This window comes from Salinisphaera sp. SWV1, from assembly GCF_052044155.1.
Taxonomy (GTDB): Bacteria; Pseudomonadota; Gammaproteobacteria; order Nevskiales; family Salinisphaeraceae; genus Salinisphaera.
This window is the reverse complement of the sequence record NZ_JBQDYE010000009.1, coordinates 1-17,299: the sequence shown is the minus strand read 5'-3', so window position 1 is coordinate 17,299 and position 17,299 is coordinate 1. Positions and strand designations below refer to the sequence as shown.

The following is a 17,299-nucleotide window of genomic DNA, read 5'->3' as shown; positions in this document are numbered from 1 at the left end:
CGGGCCAGCGTCGGCAATTTGCCGGCCGGGCTCGCACGCCGCTTTGAGGTTGGCCCGTAAGGCCATGATTCGACTTGATTGTTGAGCGGTGGCCCGCGACTACAACCATGGTCGCAATGACAGCGTTGTCGTCGCTGAAATAATTTTTCTCAATTGTTGAAAATTATTTCATCGGCATCGTTCATGGCTGACCGGCAAACCGATGATCTGGCGATCTATGTCGCCTGGTTGTCTTACATCGGCGGGTATACCCAGGCTGAAATCGCCGATCGACTGTCGTTGTCGCGCGCCAAGGTTCATCGCCTGATCGGCGAGGCCCATCAGGCGGGCTATGTTCACGTCTATATCGATCGCTCGCCCCAGCGCCTGGTCTCCTATGAGGATCGTATCGCCGAGTATTTCGGCCTGAGCCAGTGCCTGGTCGTGCCCGACGTGGAGGATCCCAATGATCGCCACGGCAACGTGGGCGCGCTCGGCTCGGCGGCGGCGCGCTACGTGCATGGGCGCATCGCGAGTGGCGAGGTGTCGTCGCTGGGTGTGTCGTGGGGCCGTTCGCTGGCCGAGATGACGCGTCAACTGCCCCGTGAGGGGCTTCCCCACCTGGCCATCGTCTCGCTCATGGGCAGTCTGACCCAGCAATCGGCGATCAATCCGTTCGATGTGGTCTATCGGTTGGCCGAGAAAACCGGCGGGCAGGGGTTTTTCCTGCCGGTGCCGTTCATCGCCGACAGTATCGAGGACCGCAACGTACTGATGGCCCAGCGCAGTGTCGCCGATGCCCTCGCCCGGGCCCGGGCGATTGATCTCGGCGTGGTCGGCATCGGTGCCATGGCCCTGGATCAGCCCATGTTCATGGAAGAGCGCGGTTTGCTGGGCGAGCGCCAGCTGGCGGAGCTGGTCGAGGCAGGCGCCGTGGGCGAGCTGGTCGGGCATTTCCTGGACTGCAACGGGCGGCCCATCCCCATGGTGATCAACGAACGCACGATCGGCCTGTCGCTGGCCGAGCTGGCCGAGCGCGAGATCGTCGCGGTAACCGGCGGCGCTGACAAGGGGCCGGCGATCCACGCCGTGCTCAATAGTGGCGTGATTGATCGGCTGATCGTCGATGAGCCCGCGGCCAAGGCGCTGTTGAATGTGCGCGCCCGTGCTGCGTGAGCGGCCGCGAACGGGGCTTACGATGGGCGCGGCGCGCCCTGGATGGGCGACAGCGAATGGGCGAATTTGGCATCGAAAGTCGGCCCGGCAGCGCGATATGTTCGACTTTTCGCGAATGGGTAATGAGCCGGCTGAACGTTATGATCCGCTCAACAAGGACTTGCTGCGACAGCGTCGAGCGGGTCTGGATCGCGCCGGGCCGGGGCGAATTGGCAACAAGCCGGCGAGTGCGAAGGTTACGGGGACGCAAGACACGGTCGAAAAGCTTGATTGATCCGAGTGATATCCGTCCCCGAAGCCGTATCGACACGCGCGACCGAATGATCGCGCGTGTCGGGGCCCGGTCGGCCGGTGCGGCGGATGAGATCTTGGAAAACATGGAAAGAACCAGTCCGCCGGACTGGATGGCTCGAGATAAGAGCCTGTGGACCGGCGGTTATCGAAGGGGCGCGGATAGCTTCCGCGAATAGCGTAAAACTAGCCAATCAGGAGAAACCACTGTGGGCAAGCAAAAAATACAAGGGCGCGCCGCGCTCAACAGCCGCGTAAGTCGTTATACGACATTGCTGCTCGGTACCACCGCACTCGTGTGCGCCGGTGCCGCGCAGGCACAGACCAGCAACTCGAGCAACGACACGTCGACGCTCAGTTTTCCGGAGATGTTCCAGAAGCAGGTCGTGGAAGGTTCGCAAGTGCACGGCCGCATCGGCTTCTACGACTTCCGTCGCTGGCATGACACCAACCAGCCGTACCCGGGGCAACCAAAGACCGGAGATAACTACAATACGGAGAACACCAACTTCGGCGCGCAGATCGGTATTACGACGGGGCGTCTGTACGGCTTTTCCGCGGGTGGCGAGTTCGTCTATGAAGGCGCGCTCTACGGCAACAACGCCGCCGGCACCAAGCTGAACTGTAATCTGGCATGCGGATCCGTGGACGCGATTACCCAGGGCTACCTGCAGTTCAATGCGTACGGGTTCCAGCTTCGTGGCGGCCGTCAGCTGATCAACACGCCGTTGGCCGGTGCCGATCAGTTCACCTTCCTGCCGCGTGCCATGCAGGGCGTGAGCGCGGTCTGGCGTCCGCTGGATACCATGACGCGGATGTCGTTCACTGGCGGCGGTTCCGCCAAGACCGAAGGCAACACCGGCCCACAGATCAATCAGTCCAGCGTGTCGCAGAACGCCACCTACGAGACCAATCAGTATCTGCCGTTCTTCGGCCTGGATGCGTCCGCCATGGACCAGCCCGAGTGGCAGGTCTTCGGTGCCAAGATCACGCGGCGTGAGCCGCGCGGCAATCCTCCGGATGGCTTCGTCAAGGCGAACCGGTATTTCGACAACGTCAGCGGCTTCTGGTCACTGGGTACCTCCTATCGCAACGTGATGTCCAACGGCGGCCAGGTTGTCGGGCAGTACTACCACTATGACTTCCAGCAGACCGAGTCGGCCGACTACGGCGAGGTCGGTTACATGGCGCCGACGATGGGTTCGGGGGCCACGGCCTGGGCGCCGTATGTCCGCGCCCAGGTGGTTGCGGCCTATAATGCGGACAAGAGCCGCATCCCGCAGGGCATCAACAGCCAGATCTACGGTCTGAAGTTGGGTGTGGATAGCGGCATGGTCGGCTTCTCGGTCTTCGCCAATTTCTCGCCGGAGCACAATAACTCGTTCAACCACGGCCAGCTCCTGCATCCGTACACCGATCTGTCGGGCGTGATCTACACCGACACCATGAATGACGGTATCCAGGAGCAGGGCCCGGGTTGGGCCGCCGGTGCGCGCATCGACTTCACCCCGACCGACAACTTCTCGATGTATGCACGCTACGTGCAGTATGAAGCCAAGTATGGTCACTCGCATGACTTCTACTTCAGCGGCGCGAGCAACGGCAATAATGGTCAGATCGGCGATGGGCGCAACGGTAGCCCCGACTCGTTCACCGGCACCCAGTATCGGAACCAGAAGAGTCAGGGTATCGGCATCGGCATGACCTACGACCTGGGCGGCATCTCCAAGCAGCTCGCCGGCCTGAAGATCGGGGACAATCTGGGCATCACCAAGTTCGACCACGCGCCGAACTTCTACGACAACCGTATCCGCTTCTACTACAGCTTCTAGTCGCGCAACGGCCCAACGGCCCGGTCCATCCCTCGGGATGGCCGGGCTTTTTTAATGCTGTGAAAAGCTCGCGGGGCGGTTCGCCCGCGCCACAGAGCCAGGCGAAGCGGTTATACTCGGGAGTTGAATTGGTTAGCGAGAAAGAGAGAGACAATGGCCGCCGAATTCGTACCCGTGGATCCGTTCGACCTGGTGATATTCGGCGGTACGGGTGATCTGGCGCGGCGAAAGCTGCTGCCGGCGCTGTATCACCGCGACCACGACGAGCAGTTCTCGGACGATAGTCGCATTATTGCGGTATCGCGCCAGGAGATGAGCGACGAGGACTACGCCGCGTGGGTTCGCAAGGTGCTCGAAGAGCATCTCCCGGATAATGAAATCGATGAGGATGTGTTCTCGCGTTTCCATGATCGCCTGGCCCATGTGCGACTCGACGTAGACGACGCGGCCGGCTGGACGGCATTCGCCGAGCGGTTCGACCACGATGGCCGTATTCGTACGTTCTATCTGGCCACCGCGCCCAGTCTGTTCGGCAAGATCGCCAATGGCGTGGCCGATGCCGGGCTGGTGGATGCAAGAGCCCGGATCGTGCTGGAAAAGCCGGTGGGCCACGATTACGAATCGGCGCGCGATATCAACAATGCGGTGGGCGCGCGGTTCGACGAATCGCAGATCTATCGTATCGATCATTATCTGGGCAAGGAAACGGTCCAGAACCTGATCGCCCTGCGTTTCGGCAACTCCTTGTTCGAGCCGGTGTGGGGCCGACAGGCGGTGGACAATGTGCAGATCACCGTCGCCGAGAGCCTGGGCGTGGACGAGCGCTTCGAGTTCTATGAGCAGACCGGCGCGCTGCGCGACATGGTGCAGAACCACATGCTGCAACTGCTGTGCCTGACGGCGATGGAGCCGCCGGCGAGCATGAACCACGACGATGTGCGCAACGAAAAGATCAAGGTGCTGCGCTCGCTCAAGCCCATTACGCCGCAGGATGTGCACAAGGTCACGGCGCGCGGGCAATACGCGGCCGGCATGATCGACGGCAAGGCGGTGCCGGCCTACGGCAGCGCGAACAAGAAGGCCCAGGCGCCCGCGGATGAGGCCACGGCCGAGACGTTCGTCGCGATCAAGGCCGAGATCGACAACTGGCGCTGGCAGGGCGTGCCTTTCTATCTGCGCACGGGCAAGCGCATGGCGCGCAAGTCGTCGCAGATCGTGTTCGAGTTCAAGCCGGTGCCGCACTCGATCTTCGGCGAGGAACCGCTCCAGCCCAATCGCCTCGTGCTGCGGCTGCAGCCGGAGGAGGGCGTGGAGATGTCGATCATGACCAAGGAACCGGGCCCCGGTGGTTTCCGCATGCGTAGCCTGCCGCTCAACCTGAGCTTCAGCCAGGCGTTCGAAGTGGCTTATCCGGACGCCTACGAGCGCTTGTTGATGGAAGTCCTGCGCGGCAACCCGGCGTTGTTCATGCGCCGCGACGAGGTCGAGGCCGGCTGGCAGTGGATCGACCGGATTCTGGAGAGCTGGCGTCTGGAACAGGTCGAAGCCCAGGAATACATGGCCGGCAGCTGGGGTCCGACCGATGCCTTCGTATTGCTCGATCGCGATGGACGGCGGTGGCACGATAGCTGATCGTCCCCGCGCCGTATGGGCGCGCACAGGTCGAGACCCGCGCTGAATGCAATCCACGAGAGGGACCGTTCCCATGGCCGAGTTGACGCAATATCCCAGCCGGACCGAGGCGGCACGCAAGCTCGCGGCATCGATTGCCGCACGCCTGCGCGACGCAATCGCCGAGCGCGGCGCGGCCAGCCTGGTGGTCTGTGGCGGCAGTTCGCCGAAAGAGCTGTTCGCGTTTCTTTCGGCCGAGGCACTGGCCTGGTCGCGAGTGACGATTGTCCCCTCCGACGAGCGCTGGGTGCCGGTCGACGACGAGCAGAGCAACGAACGACTGGTTCGGCAGACGCTGTTGGCCGGGCCGGCGGCCGAGGCGCGGTTCGTGGGGCTGTATCGCCCGACCGATACGCCTGGCGAAGCGCTCGACGCGGTCGCGGCTTCCTTGACCGACGTGCCGCGGCCGCTCGATGTGGTATTGCTCGGCATGGGAGACGACGGGCACACCGCCTCGCTGTTCCCGCAAGCGCCCGACATCCAGACCTGTCTCGACTCGACGGCGCCCTGCGTGGCGCCCAGCGTCGGCCCGCCGGCCCGGTTGTCCCTGAGTCTGGCGTACCTGACCGATGCCCGCAGCATCGATCTTCTGATCTTCGGCGACGAGAAGCGCCGCGTGTTCGAACGCGCCCGGGCGGCCGGCCCGGTGGCCGAACTGCCCGTGCGCGGCGTCTTGCATCTCGAGCGCCCCGTGGCCCAGGCACACTGGGCTGAATGAATGAAACGCCCGGCGTTATCGCCGGGCTCCCGTGAGCGGAGGCTGTCATGGCACTCAATCCCGTCATCCACGACGTCACTCAGCGCATCATCGAGCGCAGTCGCGATTCCCGTGCGGATTATCTCGCACGCATGAACGAAGCCGGGCGGCATGGCCCGCACCGCGGCACCATGTCGTGCTCGAATCTGGCCCACGGCTTTGCCGCCTGTGGCGCGCCGGACAAGGACGCGCTGGCCTCGGATGTCCGGCCCAATGTCGGCATCGTCTCGGCCTACAACGAGATGCTCTCGGCCCACCAGCCGTTCGTGGATTTTCCGGATATCATCAAGAAAGCCGCCTGGGACGCGGGCGGCGTGGCACAGTTCGCCGGCGGTACGCCGGCCATGTGCGACGGCGTGACCCAGGGCCAGCCCGGCATGGAGCTCAGCCTGTTCTCGCGCGATGTCATCGCGTTGGCCACCGGCGTGGCTCTGACGCACAACATGTTCGACGCCGCCATCTGCCTCGGTGTCTGCGACAAGATCGTGCCCGGGCTGCTGATCGGCAGCCTGGCCTTCGGTCATCTGCCGGTGATCTTCGCGCCGGCCGGACCCATGACTTCGGGGATGTCGAACCCGGTCAAGGCCAAGGTTCGCGAGCGTTTCGCCCAGGGCGAGATCGGCCGCGACGAGCTGCTCAAGGCCGAATCCATGGCCTATCACTCGCCGGGCACCTGCACCTTTTATGGCACGGCCAATTCGAACCAGCTCATGATGGAGTTCATGGGCCTGCATCTGACCGGAACGTCTTTCATCAACCCCGGTACGCCGCTGCGCCATGCGCTGACCGAAGCGGCCGCCCGGCGCGCCGTGGAGATGGCCTCCGTGCCCGACGACGGCCAGGCCCGGCGGATGTGCGACATCGTGGACGAGAAATCCCTGGTCAATGGCCTGGTCGGATTGTTGTCCTCGGGCGGATCGACCAACCACACCATGCACTATGTGGCGGTGGCACGCGCCGCCGGCATCAAGATCAACTGGGACGATTTCTCGGAATTGTCATCGGCGGTGCCGCTGTTGGCCCGTGTCTACCCGAACGGGGTCGCGGACGTCAACCATATGCGCGCCGCGGGCGGCATTCAGTTGATGATTCGCAGTCTGCTCGATGCCGGCCTGCTGCATGACGACGTCATGACGGTCGAGGGCTACGGCCTGCACAATTACACGCGTGAACCGTTCCTGGACAATGGCGAACTCGCCTGGCGCGAGGGTGCGATGACCAGCCACGACGAAGACGTCATGCGCACGGTCGACACCCCGTTTGCGTCGACCGGGGGCATCAACGTACTGGATGGCAATCTGGGCCGCGCCATCATCAAGACCTCGGCGGTGGACAAGAAATATCGCCGTATCGAGGCGCCGGCACAGGTGTTTTCAACCCAGCAGGCGGTGCTCGACGCGTTCAAGGCCAATGAGCTGAACAAGGACGTGGTGGTGGTGGTGCCGTACCAGGGCCCGCGGGCCAACGGCATGCCCGAACTGCACAAGCTGACGCCGAGCCTGTCGGTGCTGCTGCAGCGTGGTTATCAGGTCGCCCTGGTTACCGATGGGCGCATGTCGGGCGCCTCGGGCAAGGTGCCGGCGGCGATTCAGGTCACCCCTGAAGCGAAGCTCGGCGGGGCCATCGGCCGAATCCGGGACGGCGACATGGTGGTCGTGGACAGCGAGACGGGCGAGTTGTCGGTGCAGGTCGATCAGGCCGAACTCGACGCCCGCGAGCCGGTCTCCTTCGCCGATCCGCCGCCGACCGAATACGGTTTCGGTCGCGAGCTGTTCGCGCTGTTTCGCCACCATGCCGCGCCGGCCGAAGAAGGCGCCGGTCCGGTGCTCCATGACTGAACGCGATCCGTCGATAATCAAGAGGTAACCATGGCCGATACACTCGCCATCATGAAAATGTCGCCGGTGATCCCGGTGGTCACCATCCATTCGGTCGATGACGCGGTCGCCATGGCGCGCGATTTGTACGACGGCGGCTTGAAGACGATCGAGATCACGCGGCGCACCCAGGTCGCACTCGATGCCGTGCGTGCGATCGCCCAGGCCGTGCCTGATCTATGCCTCGGCGTGGGCACCGTGTGGACCGCGGCGCAGGCGCACGAAGCACTGGATGCCGGTGCCCAGTTCATCGTTTCGCCGGGCATTGCCGACGATGTCGGCGCGGTCTGCCGCGAGGCGGATCTGCCCTATCTGCCGGGGGCGCAGACGGTCAGCGAGGTTGCCCATCTGGTGCGCCAGGGCTGGCAGCAGGTCAAGCTGTTTCCGGCGTCGGTGATCGGCGGCCCTTCCGCAATCAAGGCGTATGCGGCCGTGTTTCCGGATGTCCGCTTCTGCCCGACGGGCGGCATCACCGAGCAGAGCGCGCCGGATTATCTCAAGCTGCCCAGCATTCCCTGCGTCGGCGGCAGTTGGCTCGCCAAGCCGGCGACCGGGGATGAGCCGACAGGTCAGTCGCCAACCCGTGCAGCCGCGGAGCGCGCCGCGCGGCTCGGGCGTTGACGCCGTGGCGGGCCGCCTCGGCGCGGAACCGCCCGCCAACGCATGGCAGGTAAGAAAAAAAGCCGGGCTCGAGCCCGGCTTTTTTGCTGCCGGGGTAGCCTGCTAGGCGATCCGCTCGTCGCTGTCGCAGTCGAAGAATACGGCACGCGCGGTATCGAACGACAGGGCCATATTCGCGCCGACTTCCGGTGCCGCCGATGGCGTGCAGCGCGCGGTGACCTCGATGTCGTTGATATGGGTGAGCAGATAGGTATCCGGCCCGGTCGGTTCCACGATCTCGATGCGGCAGGTCAGCGCGTTCTCTTCGCTGGGCTCGGCCGGTGCCAGATGCTCCGGTCGCATGCCCATGATGACCCTTGACTGCCCGTGCGCCGCAAGCCGGCTCGCGGCGGCTTGTGGCAGCATGAGGTCAATGCTGGCCTGTCCAGAGGTTAACCGGATTGTGCCGTTCTCGCCGCCCGAGAACTCGCACTCGATGAAGTTCATCGCCGGCGAGCCGATGAAACCGGCGACATAGCGATTGGCCGGATTGTCGTAGATCTCGTGCGGTGTGCCGAGTTGCTGCACGCGGCCTTCGTTCATCACCGCAATCCGGTCGCCCAGCGTCATGGCCTCAATCTGATCGTGGGTTACGTAGACCATGGCGGTCTTCAGGCGCTGATGGAGTTGCTTGAGCTCGGTGCGCATTTCGACACGCAACTTGGCGTCGAGGTTGGACAGCGGTTCGTCGAACAGGAACAGCGCCGGGTCGCGGGCCAGGGCGCGGCCGATGGCCACGCGCTGGCGCTGCCCGCCGGATAGCTGGGCCGGCTTGCGGTCGAGGAGGTTCTCGATCTGCAGCATCTTGGCCACGCGTTCGACCGTCTTGCCCCGCTCGGTCTTGTCGACGCCGCGCATTTTCAGGCCGAACTCGATGTTCTTGCGCACGTTCATGTTCGGATACAGCGCATAGAACTGGAACACCATGGCGATGTCGCGCTCGCGCGGGCTGCGATCGTTGACTGGTGTGCCGTCCAGCGTGATCGTGCCGGAACTGATGGTCTCCAGGCCGGCGATCATGTTCAGCAGCGTGGATTTGCCGCAGCCGGACGGGCCGACCAGGATCAGGAATTCGCCCTCGGCCATGGCGATGTTGATGTCTTCGAGGACACGGGTTTCGCCAAAGGTCTTGGATACGTTATCGATTTTCAGTACAGCCATGTAATTCGCTTCTCGTTATGGCGTTGGTTCGCGGGATGCGCGCGGTCGCCCATGCGGCCGCGCGGCTGGCCCGCCCCCGATTTGAACTGGCGTCAGCCTTTCACTGCGCCCGCAGTCAGCCCGCGCATGAAGTAGCGCCCGGCCACCACGTACACGATAAGCGTGGGCAGGGCGGTGATGATCGCGCCGGCCATGTCCACGTTGTAGCGCTTGACCCCGGTCGACGAGGTGTTGACCAGGTTGTTGAGCGCCACTGTGATCGGATGCTCGCTGCCCGAGGTGAACACCACGCCGAACAGGAAGTCGTTCCAGATCTGGGTGAACTGCCAGATCACGCAAACCATGAGAATGGGTGTCGAGATCGGCAGGATCACATAGAAGAAGGTCGACACGAAGCCGGCGCCGTCGATGCGCGCCGCCTTGACCAGCTCGTCCGGGATGGTGACGTAGTAATTGCGACAGAACAGGGTCGTGAAAGCGATACCGTAGACGGTATGCACCAGCGCCAGGCCGGTCAGGGAATTCGCCAGCCCGATCTTGCCGAGTACGCCGGCCATCGGCAGCAGGAACATCTGGAAAGGCACGAAGGTGCCGCCCAGAAGCAGGCCGAATGCCAGTTCGGAGCCCTTGAAGCGCCACTTGGTCAGGACATAGCCGTTGATCGCGCCGAACAGGGTCGACAACGCCACGGCCGGGATCGTAAAGCGTACGGAGTTCCAGAAGTAGCCGTGCAGGCCGGAGCAGTCGGCGCCGGTACAGGCATTGGACCAGGCGGCCGTCCAGCCTTCGGTCGAGAACGGCGATGGCAGGGCGAACAGGTTACCGTGGCTGATCTGCGGCAGTGTCTTGAACGACGTCGTCAGCATCACGTACAGCGGCATCAGAAAATAGAGGGCCGCGAAAATCAGCACGGCGTAGACCAGCGCGCGGGCGATCGGCCCGCCACGCTGAATGCCGTCTTCAGTGGGTCCGGCCATCACGGCGCTCCTTCAGTTCGGCAATGAGCATTGGCAGCATGGCGAGCGCAACGGCGGCCATCATGAGTGTTGCGGCGGCCGCACCCAGGCCGATCTGGCCCCGATTGAAGCCGAAGTTGTACATGAAAATGGCGGGCAGCCAGGTCGAGTAGCCGGGGCCACCGCCGGTCAGGGCGATGACCAGGTCAAAGCTCTTGATGGCGAGGCTGACCAGCAGAATGATTGCCGAGAAGAACACCGGCCGCAGACTCGGGATGATGATCGAGAAATACACGCGCGGAAGACTGGCGCCATCGATCTGGGCCGCCTTGATTATGGAACTGTCGATACCGCGCAGGCCGGCCAGGAACAGGGCGGTGACAAAGCCCGACGCCTGCCAGACCGCGGCGATCACCACGGTATAGATCGCCATGTTCGGATTCACCAGCCAATCGAAGGAAAAACCCGTCCAGCCCAGTGACTGCACCACATGCTGCAGACCGAGACTCGGATTGAGCAGCCATTTCCAGACGACACCGGTCACGATCAGCGACAGGGCCAGCGGATAGAGATAGATCGTGCGCAACCAGCCTTCGGCGCGGATCTTCTGATCGAGCATGATGGCCAGAAAGAGGCCGATAGCCAGACAGATCGCGACATAGAGAATGCCGAAGATCGCCAGATTGATCACCGATACCCACCAGATATCGAGCTGAAACAGTACCTTGTATTCGCGCAGGCCCGCGAAGTTGTTGGTGGGGAGAAGGCTCGAGCTGGTCAGCGACAGCCAGATCGTCCAGGCAATGAAGCCATAGACGAAGATCAGCGAAGCAAGACCGCTGGGTAGCAGCGAAAACTTGGGCAGCCAGCGGTCGAGCCGGCGTCGCCACGGCGTGGCCGCGGCCCGGGCGGCCCGAGGCGATGATTCAGCCATGTAGGATTATCCGTTGTGCTTGTCGGCGCATCAGAGAAAAGCCGGCGCCCAGGCGCCGGCTTGAAGGAAGGCGGAGGATGCCGCCCGCTACTACATCTGGGACATCATCTTGGCCTGCTTGGCCTGGCTCGCCATGGCCTTGGCTGCCGCTTCCGGCGTCATGCTCTTGTCGTTGTAGAACTTGGCGATGACGTCGAAGATGGCGCCCTTGACCGCGCCGTTCTCGGCCATGTCCTGCGAGAAGCTCGGCACGAGCGCATTGTTCTTCTCGGCGGCGGTGAAGTCCTTCTTGGACTGCTTCGCACAGGCATCGAAGCCCTTGAGCGAGACGCCCTCACGCACCGGAATCGAGCCCTTGGCCATGTTGAACCGGCGCTGGAACTTCGGCGACAACGCCGTGCGCGCGAACGCGTACTGGGCATTCTTGTCCGAGTGCGAGCTCTTGAACATCTCGAACGAGTCGGTGTTGTAAACGAAGCCGTTGTGTTCCCCCGGGAACGCCATGCAGGCGATTTCCTTGCCCGGTGTGGCGTTGTCGTTGGTGATTTCGCCCTTGGCCCAGTCGCCCATGATCTGCATCGCGGCCTTGCCCTGGACCACTTCGCCGGTGTCATGGTTCCACGACAGCCCCTGACCGTTCGGATCCTCGTACTGCTCGATCGTACGCAGACGCTTGAAGACCTTGGCCATGGTGTCGCCGGACAGCGCACTCTGGTCGAGGTCGACGAAAGCCTTGCGATAGAAGTCGGCGCCGCCGGTGGCGATCGCGATGGCATCGAACTCGGTCGCCACCTGCCAGGTGTCGCCGCCGCCGGCGATCGGGGTGATACCCGCCGATTTCAGCTTCTTGAGCGCGGCCACCAGCGAATCCCAGTCGGTCGGCATCTGGGCGCCGGCCTTTTCCATCACCGACTTGTTGATCCACAGCCAGTTGATGCGATGCAGGTTGAACGGTACGGCCACATAGTGACCGTTGCACTGCATGCCCTTGGCCACGGGGCCGGGCAGGATCTTGGACCAGTGCTGCTGCTTGGCGACCTTGTCGATGTTCATCGTCAGGCCGGTGGTGCACCACTGCTGAATTTCCGGACCCTTGATCTGGGCCGCGCCCGGCAGGTTGTTCGATTGGATGCGCGACTTGAGCACGGTACGGGCGTTGGAGCCGCCGCCGCCAGAGACGGCGTCGTTGATCATCTTGTAGCCATTGTCGGCCATCATCTGCTGCAGAACATTCATGGACTTGGCCTCGGAGCCCGATGTCCACCAGTTCAGCACGCTGACACTGCCCTTGTTGGGTGCGGCCAGGGCCACACCACCGACCGTCATGGCCGCGACCGACAGGCCGATTGTGACGCTCTTGCGCAAAATACTCTGGTTCCTCATGGGCTCCTCCCTGATACCGTATCCGGCCCTTGGGGCCACGGCGTGTTCGTTTGGCTACGATTGACGCGTGCGCCACAGCGGACGCATTTGTTCAAGGATCGAGCAAACGTTCGGGGATCACAACGGAACGAAGGTCTAATAGACCATTCTGGGACCGTGCCCACAGTCAAGCCGAAATAACTTAACTTTTTGTTTCCAGGTATTTTATTCGGGGTCGGCTACAAGTCGTCGAGGGCGGCCAGCGCGCCTTCCAGCGCCGGATATTTGGCCGTCACGATGTAGCAGGGGACATCGGCAAGGTACTCGGACAGCCGCCCGTGCGCTTCGAACCGCTCGCGGAAACGGCTTTGCGCCAGAAACGGCTGCAGCCGCGGCGCGATGCCACCGCCGATATAGGCCCCGCCGCGCGCGCCCAGGGTGAGCACCAGATTTCCGGCAGCCGTGCCCAGCATGGCGCAGAAGTCGTCGAGCACCTTCACGCAGATGGCACATTCCCCGGCGAGGCCGCGCTCGGTGATGTCCGACGGTTCCAGCGCCTCGGCATCCACGCCGTCGAGCTCGCAGTTGGCGCGATACAGATTGACCAGCCCCGGCCCCGAAAGCACGCGCTCGGCCGACACATGATCGAACTGCCGGGTGAGAATGCCCAGCAATTCGACTTCACGCGCATCGGCGGGGGCGAGCGTGACATGGCCGCCCTCGCTGTCGAGAGCGCGCCATCGGCCACCGAAGTGGAAAACGCCCGACACACCCAGCCCGGTGCCCGGGCCGATCACCGCGCGCGGCGCGTTCGGTGTCCCCCCGCCATGCGGTGTCACCGGTACCAGCCACTCGCGATCCAGTCGCGGGATCGACAGCGCGAGTGCGGTAAAGTCGTTGACGACGTGAAAATCCTTGACCCCGAGCTGGCGACCCAGGTCCCGGATCGAGAATGACCACGGCGAGTTGGTGAACGCGACATGGTCTTCGTAGACGGCGGTCGCGACGGCCACCGCGGCCGCGCGAATGCTGCCCACATTGCGGTTCGACAGATAATGTCGGGTGGCCTCGGCCAGGCCGGAAAAATCCTCGCAGCGCAGCGTCTCCTGACCCTGTAGCGCGCCGTAGTCGTCGGCCAGGGCGAAGCGCGCATTGGTGCCGCCGACATCGGCGACGAGCCGCCACGAGCTGTCCGGATCACCGGCAAGACCAACACGGGGTTTATCGAACATGGGCGCGACTCGACTGGGATGCGAAACGCCGCATATGAAGCCATAGCTTCGGAGCGAAGGCCAGTGCGGCCCGCTCGGGCGTTGCCGCGTGATCGCCGCAAGAACCGCCGGCGAGCGCGCCATGCGGGCTTGTTTCGCGTGGTCGGCACAGCCCGGCCCTGCTTCGCGCGTGACACGGGTCGCTGCGTGTCGAGCGCGGGTGCGCGCCATCGCAGGATTTTCGGGAACAGACGAATTTCGTTGACGGCGACGCGCTTAACGGCACCCCGCATCGCCGCGCCACGTCAGGCTGGCCGGGGCTGGGCCGTGGCGCTGCGCGCCGCGGCCTCGAGCGCCACGATCGCCTCGTCCTCGGCGCGCGAGGCGAGATAGCACAGACCGAGAGTCTGGGACACGCGTTGCTCGCGGCGCACGCGCGAGTATTGCAGGGCGCCGGGGTAGAGCTGGCCGATGCGGCCGGGCAGCAGGGCCAGGCCGACGCCGCCGCGTACCAGCGACGACAGCGAAAAGATGTCGTTGGCGCGCAGCGCGACCTTCGGCGTCACCCCGGCCTGGTCGAACATGCGGTAGGCATCGCGGCCGGAAGAGAATTCCTGCGACAGCATCACGAACGACCGATCCGCCCAGTCGCGCAGATCCACCGGGGTCCGCGAGGGCGCGTCGTCCTTCCGGCTGGCCAGATACATTTCGTCCCCGAACAGGGCAATGACGCGCCGGCTGCGCGAGCTGTCCATATCGTGTACGCACATGACCGCGGCATCGACCTCGCCGGCGGCGAGCTTGTCCTCGAGATCGGTATTCGAGCCCAGCACCAGTTCGATGTTGCAACCCGGCAGCGAGGTCTGGATGGCGGTGATGATGCGCGGCACCACCTCGATGGTCAGCGAATACAGCGAGCCGATCCGGAAGGTGCGGGGCGAGATGCCCGCGGCCTGGCGCGTGGCGTCCACGCTGCGCTGGATGCCGTCGATGATGTCGGCGGCGTGGGATTCCAGCACGGTGGCCGAGGCCAGCGGTTCCGGCGCCCGGCCGCGATGGGCGAACAATGGCGCGCCGACGGCGGTCTCCAGCGAATGAATTGCCTTGTGTACCGACACACTCGACAGCCCCAGGGCCTCGGCGGCCCGGGCGAGATTGCGTTCGCGCATGAAGACCAGAAAGATCTCCAGCTTGCGCAGGGTGATTTCGTCGCTGCCGCTCAAATGATGGCTCCTCCAGACCCGGGGCGGTGACCGCGGCATGCGCGGCGACCGGCGCTGGGCTTTGCCCGACGTTAACGAAGCTAACGCGAGCTTGATTGATCGACCGCTGGGCCGATTCTATCGTCGGCCATCCCGGCTCAGGCGATGCGGTGGCATGATTCAAAACAACGATACACGCAACTGGAACACCCGCGGTGAGGACAAGGCCGAGCGCCTGGCGGCGGCCGCCGGCCACCTCGAGGGCAAGCTGGCCCGGCGCGAGGCCATCGCCGATATTCTCTACGCCTGCATCCGCTCGGGCGACCGCATCATCGCGGAAGGCAACAACCAGAAACAGGCCGATTTCCTGTCGCGCGCGTTGGCCGAGCTCGACCCGGCGCGCGTGAACAACCTGCACATGATCCAGCCGAGCGTGGGCCGGCCGGAGCATCTGGCGGTGTTCGAAAAGGGCATCGCGAAAAAACTGGATTTCGCCTTCTCCGGCACCCAGAGCCACCGCATCGGCGCGCTCATGATGGACGGCACGATCGAGGTCGGCGCCATCCATACCTACATCGAGCTGTACGCCCGGCTGTTCGTCGATCTCACGCCGCGCGTGGTGCTCACCGCGGCCTTCAAGGCCGACCGCCAGGGCAATCTCTATACCGGCCCGTCGACCGAGGATACGCCCGCGCTGGTCGAGGCCGCGGCGTTCTCTGACGGTATCGTGATCGCCCAGGCCAACGAGATCGTCGACGACGTATCGGATCTCGACCGGGTGGATATCCCGGGCTCCTGGGTCGATATCGTGGTCGAGGCCGACCGGCCGTTCTACATCGAGCCGCTGTTCACGCGCGACCCGCGCAACATCACGCCGGTGCAGATCTTCATGGCGATGATGGCCATCAAGGGCATCTATGCCGAGCATGGCGTGACTTCGCTCAACCATGGCATCGGCTTCAATACCGCCGCCATCGAGCTGTTGCTGCCCACCTTCGGCGAAAAGCTCGGCCTGCGCGGGCGCATCGCGAAGAACTGGGTGCTGAACCCGCATCCGACGCTCATCCCGGCGATCGAATCGGGTTGGGTCGAGTCCGTGCACTGCTTTGGCACCGAACTCGGCATGGAGCGCTATGTCGCGGCCCGGCCCGACGTGTTCTTTACCGGTGCCGATGGCTCGCTGCGATCCAACCGCGCGTTCTGTCAGCTCGCCGGCCAGTACGCGGCCGACATGTTCATCGGCGCCACGCTGCAGATCGACCCCGACGGCAATTCCTCGACCGTGACCGAGTCGCGCGTGTCCGGCTTCGGCGGGGCGCCGAATCTGGGCAGCGATGCCCGCGGCCGGCGACACGCCACACCGGCCTGGGCCCATCTCGCGGCGCCGGACGACAAGCTCGGCCGCGGCCGCAAGCTGGTGGTGCAGATGGTCGAGACCTTCCAGGCCGGCCTGAAACCGACGTTCGTCGACCAGCTCGATGCGGTGAAAGTCGCCGAGAAAGCCCATCTGGCGGTGGCCCCGGTCATGGTCTACGGCGACGACACTACCCATTTGCTCACCGAAGAAGGGCTGGCGTATCTGTACAAGGCCGAATCGCTGGAAGAGCGGCGCGCGATGATCGCGGCCGTGGCCGGGGTCACCCCGCTGGGGCGGTCGGCCGATCCGCGGGTCAGCGCGCGGCTGCGCCAGCAGGACAAGATCCGCCTGCCCGAGGATCTGGGCGTGGCGCGCGCCGAGGCCACGCGGTCGCAGCTCGCCGCCTCCAGCATCGCCGACCTGGTCGACTGGTCGGGCGGGCTCTACGATCCGCCGCCGCGCTTCAGGAGCTGGTGATGCGGCGTCTGGATTTCGATGCCGCCGGCGCTGCCGGGTCGCGCTCATCGGCACTGGATCTGGCCGGCATGGCCGTGGCCGCGCTGCGCGACGAACTCGATCTCACGCCCAAGCCGGGGCTGGTGGATCGGACGACGACCGGCGCGCATCGCGATATGGATCACGCCTTGATGACGACCTCGGCGCTGGCACTGGAACCGGGCTTCGCCGCGATCGCGACCGCCGCGGCCGGGGAGGCGGATGCGGCGGCCCTGCGCGCGGCGCTGGGCGTGGCCGGCCGCGAGGCCGAGGCGGCGATGATGCAGGCCACCAACGGTGTGAACACGCATCGCGGCGCGATCTGGGCGCTGGGCCTGATCGTGGCGTCCGCCGCGGCGACGCCGCGTCGGCAATGGC

At 64.5% G+C, this 17,299-nt stretch carries 14 protein-coding genes; 8 read left to right on the top strand and 6 right to left on the bottom strand.

Features of this window, described 5'->3' with window-relative positions:
* The first annotated feature begins 183 nt into the window (after window positions 1–183).
* The 6 genes from ACS8YF_RS06110 (at window position 184) to ACS8YF_RS06085 (ending at window position 8,204) form a co-directional block, all read left to right on the top strand.
* Window positions 184–1,155 carry a sugar-binding transcriptional regulator gene (locus ACS8YF_RS06110; RefSeq protein ID WP_440849341.1) on the top strand — a complete coding sequence of 324 codons (972 nt, stop codon included), beginning with the start codon at window positions 184–186 and terminating at the stop codon, window positions 1,153–1,155.
* Window positions 1,156–1,655: 500 nt separating this feature from the next.
* Window positions 1,656–3,278: a hypothetical protein gene (locus ACS8YF_RS06105; RefSeq protein ID WP_440849340.1), complete on the top strand. Its 1,623-nt coding sequence runs from the start codon at window positions 1,656–1,658 to the stop codon at window positions 3,276–3,278.
* Between the two features lie 153 nt (window positions 3,279–3,431).
* Window positions 3,432–4,910: a glucose-6-phosphate dehydrogenase gene (gene zwf, locus ACS8YF_RS06100; RefSeq protein ID WP_440849339.1), complete on the top strand. Its 1,479-nt coding sequence runs from the start codon at window positions 3,432–3,434 to the stop codon at window positions 4,908–4,910.
* Between the two features lie 73 nt (window positions 4,911–4,983).
* Window positions 4,984–5,667 carry a 6-phosphogluconolactonase gene (gene pgl / locus ACS8YF_RS06095; RefSeq protein WP_440849338.1) on the top strand — a complete coding sequence of 228 codons (684 nt, stop codon included), beginning with the start codon at window positions 4,984–4,986 and terminating at the stop codon, window positions 5,665–5,667.
* A 47-nt stretch (window positions 5,668–5,714) separates the two neighbouring features.
* On the top strand, window positions 5,715–7,544 hold the full coding sequence (gene edd / locus ACS8YF_RS06090; RefSeq protein WP_440849337.1) for a phosphogluconate dehydratase: 1,830 nt from the start codon (window positions 5,715–5,717) through the stop codon (window positions 7,542–7,544).
* A gap of 30 nt (window positions 7,545–7,574) precedes the next feature.
* Window positions 7,575–8,204, top strand: coding sequence for a bifunctional 4-hydroxy-2-oxoglutarate aldolase/2-dehydro-3-deoxy-phosphogluconate aldolase (locus tag ACS8YF_RS06085; protein WP_440849336.1), 630 nt, complete (start codon window positions 7,575–7,577; stop codon window positions 8,202–8,204).
* Between the two features lie 102 nt (window positions 8,205–8,306).
* On the opposite strand, the gene ACS8YF_RS06080 is transcribed toward ACS8YF_RS06085, so the two are convergent.
* The 6 genes from ACS8YF_RS06080 to ACS8YF_RS06055 form a co-directional block, all read right to left on the bottom strand.
* A complete protein-coding gene (locus ACS8YF_RS06080) occupies window positions 8,307–9,404 on the bottom strand; it encodes an ABC transporter ATP-binding protein (protein ID WP_440849335.1) in 1,098 nt (365 codons plus the stop codon).
* 92 nt (window positions 9,405–9,496) lie between these two features.
* Complete coding sequence (locus ACS8YF_RS06075; RefSeq protein ID WP_440849334.1) at window positions 9,497–10,381, bottom strand: carbohydrate ABC transporter permease; 885 nt, start codon at window positions 10,379–10,381, stop codon at window positions 9,497–9,499.
* Window positions 10,365–11,294 carry a carbohydrate ABC transporter permease gene (locus ACS8YF_RS06070; protein WP_440849333.1) on the bottom strand — a complete coding sequence of 310 codons (930 nt, stop codon included), beginning with the start codon at window positions 11,292–11,294 and terminating at the stop codon, window positions 10,365–10,367. The genes ACS8YF_RS06075 and ACS8YF_RS06070 overlap by 17 nt, the downstream gene beginning before the upstream one ends.
* Window positions 11,295–11,384: 90 nt before the next feature.
* Window positions 11,385–12,677 carry an ABC transporter substrate-binding protein gene (locus ACS8YF_RS06065; RefSeq protein WP_440849332.1) on the bottom strand — a complete coding sequence of 431 codons (1,293 nt, stop codon included), beginning with the start codon at window positions 12,675–12,677 and terminating at the stop codon, window positions 11,385–11,387.
* A 218-nt stretch (window positions 12,678–12,895) separates the two neighbouring features.
* Entirely contained in the window at window positions 12,896–13,888 is a 993-nt protein-coding gene (glk, locus tag ACS8YF_RS06060) for a glucokinase (RefSeq protein WP_440849331.1), read from the bottom strand.
* Between the two features lie 284 nt (window positions 13,889–14,172).
* Window positions 14,173–15,090, bottom strand: a complete 918-nt coding sequence (locus ACS8YF_RS06055) for a LysR family transcriptional regulator (protein ID WP_440849330.1) — start codon at window positions 15,088–15,090, stop codon at window positions 14,173–14,175.
* 154 nt (window positions 15,091–15,244) lie between these two features.
* Here ACS8YF_RS06055 and mdcA point away from each other — a divergent pair, with 154 nt between their 5' ends.
* Together mdcA and ACS8YF_RS06045 are read left to right on the top strand one after the other, a co-directional pair.
* On the top strand, window positions 15,245–16,903 hold the full coding sequence (gene mdcA, locus ACS8YF_RS06050) for a malonate decarboxylase subunit alpha (protein ID WP_440849329.1): 1,659 nt from the start codon (window positions 15,245–15,247) through the stop codon (window positions 16,901–16,903).
* Window positions 16,903–17,299 (top strand): triphosphoribosyl-dephospho-CoA synthase (locus ACS8YF_RS06045; RefSeq protein WP_440849328.1); only part of this gene is annotated, 397 nt, incomplete at its 3' end. The genes mdcA and ACS8YF_RS06045, both read left to right, overlap by 1 nt.

Bases quoted from the DNA above. Each gene is read 5' to 3' on its own strand.
- ACS8YF_RS06065 (WP_440849332.1), bottom strand. From the start codon at position 12,677: ATGAGGAACCAGAGTATTTTGCGCAAGAGCGTCACAATCGGCCTGTCG.
- ACS8YF_RS06110 (WP_440849341.1), top strand. From the start codon at position 184: ATGGCTGACCGGCAAACCGATGATCTGGCGATCTATGTCGCCTGGTTG.
- ACS8YF_RS06080 (WP_440849335.1), bottom strand. From the start codon at position 9,404: ATGGCTGTACTGAAAATCGATAACGTATCCAAGACCTTTGGCGAAACC.
- pgl (WP_440849338.1), top strand. From the start codon at position 4,984: ATGGCCGAGTTGACGCAATATCCCAGCCGGACCGAGGCGGCACGCAAG.
- glk (WP_440849331.1), bottom strand. From the start codon at position 13,888: ATGTTCGATAAACCCCGTGTTGGTCTTGCCGGTGATCCGGACAGCTCG.
- ACS8YF_RS06070 (WP_440849333.1), bottom strand. From the start codon at position 11,294: ATGGCTGAATCATCGCCTCGGGCCGCCCGGGCCGCGGCCACGCCGTGG.
- mdcA (WP_440849329.1), top strand. From the start codon at position 15,245: ATGATTCAAAACAACGATACACGCAACTGGAACACCCGCGGTGAGGAC.
- zwf (WP_440849339.1), top strand. From the start codon at position 3,432: ATGGCCGCCGAATTCGTACCCGTGGATCCGTTCGACCTGGTGATATTC.
- ACS8YF_RS06085 (WP_440849336.1), top strand. From the start codon at position 7,575: ATGGCCGATACACTCGCCATCATGAAAATGTCGCCGGTGATCCCGGTG.
- edd (WP_440849337.1), top strand. From the start codon at position 5,715: ATGGCACTCAATCCCGTCATCCACGACGTCACTCAGCGCATCATCGAG.
- ACS8YF_RS06075 (WP_440849334.1), bottom strand. From the start codon at position 10,381: ATGGCCGGACCCACTGAAGACGGCATTCAGCGTGGCGGGCCGATCGCC.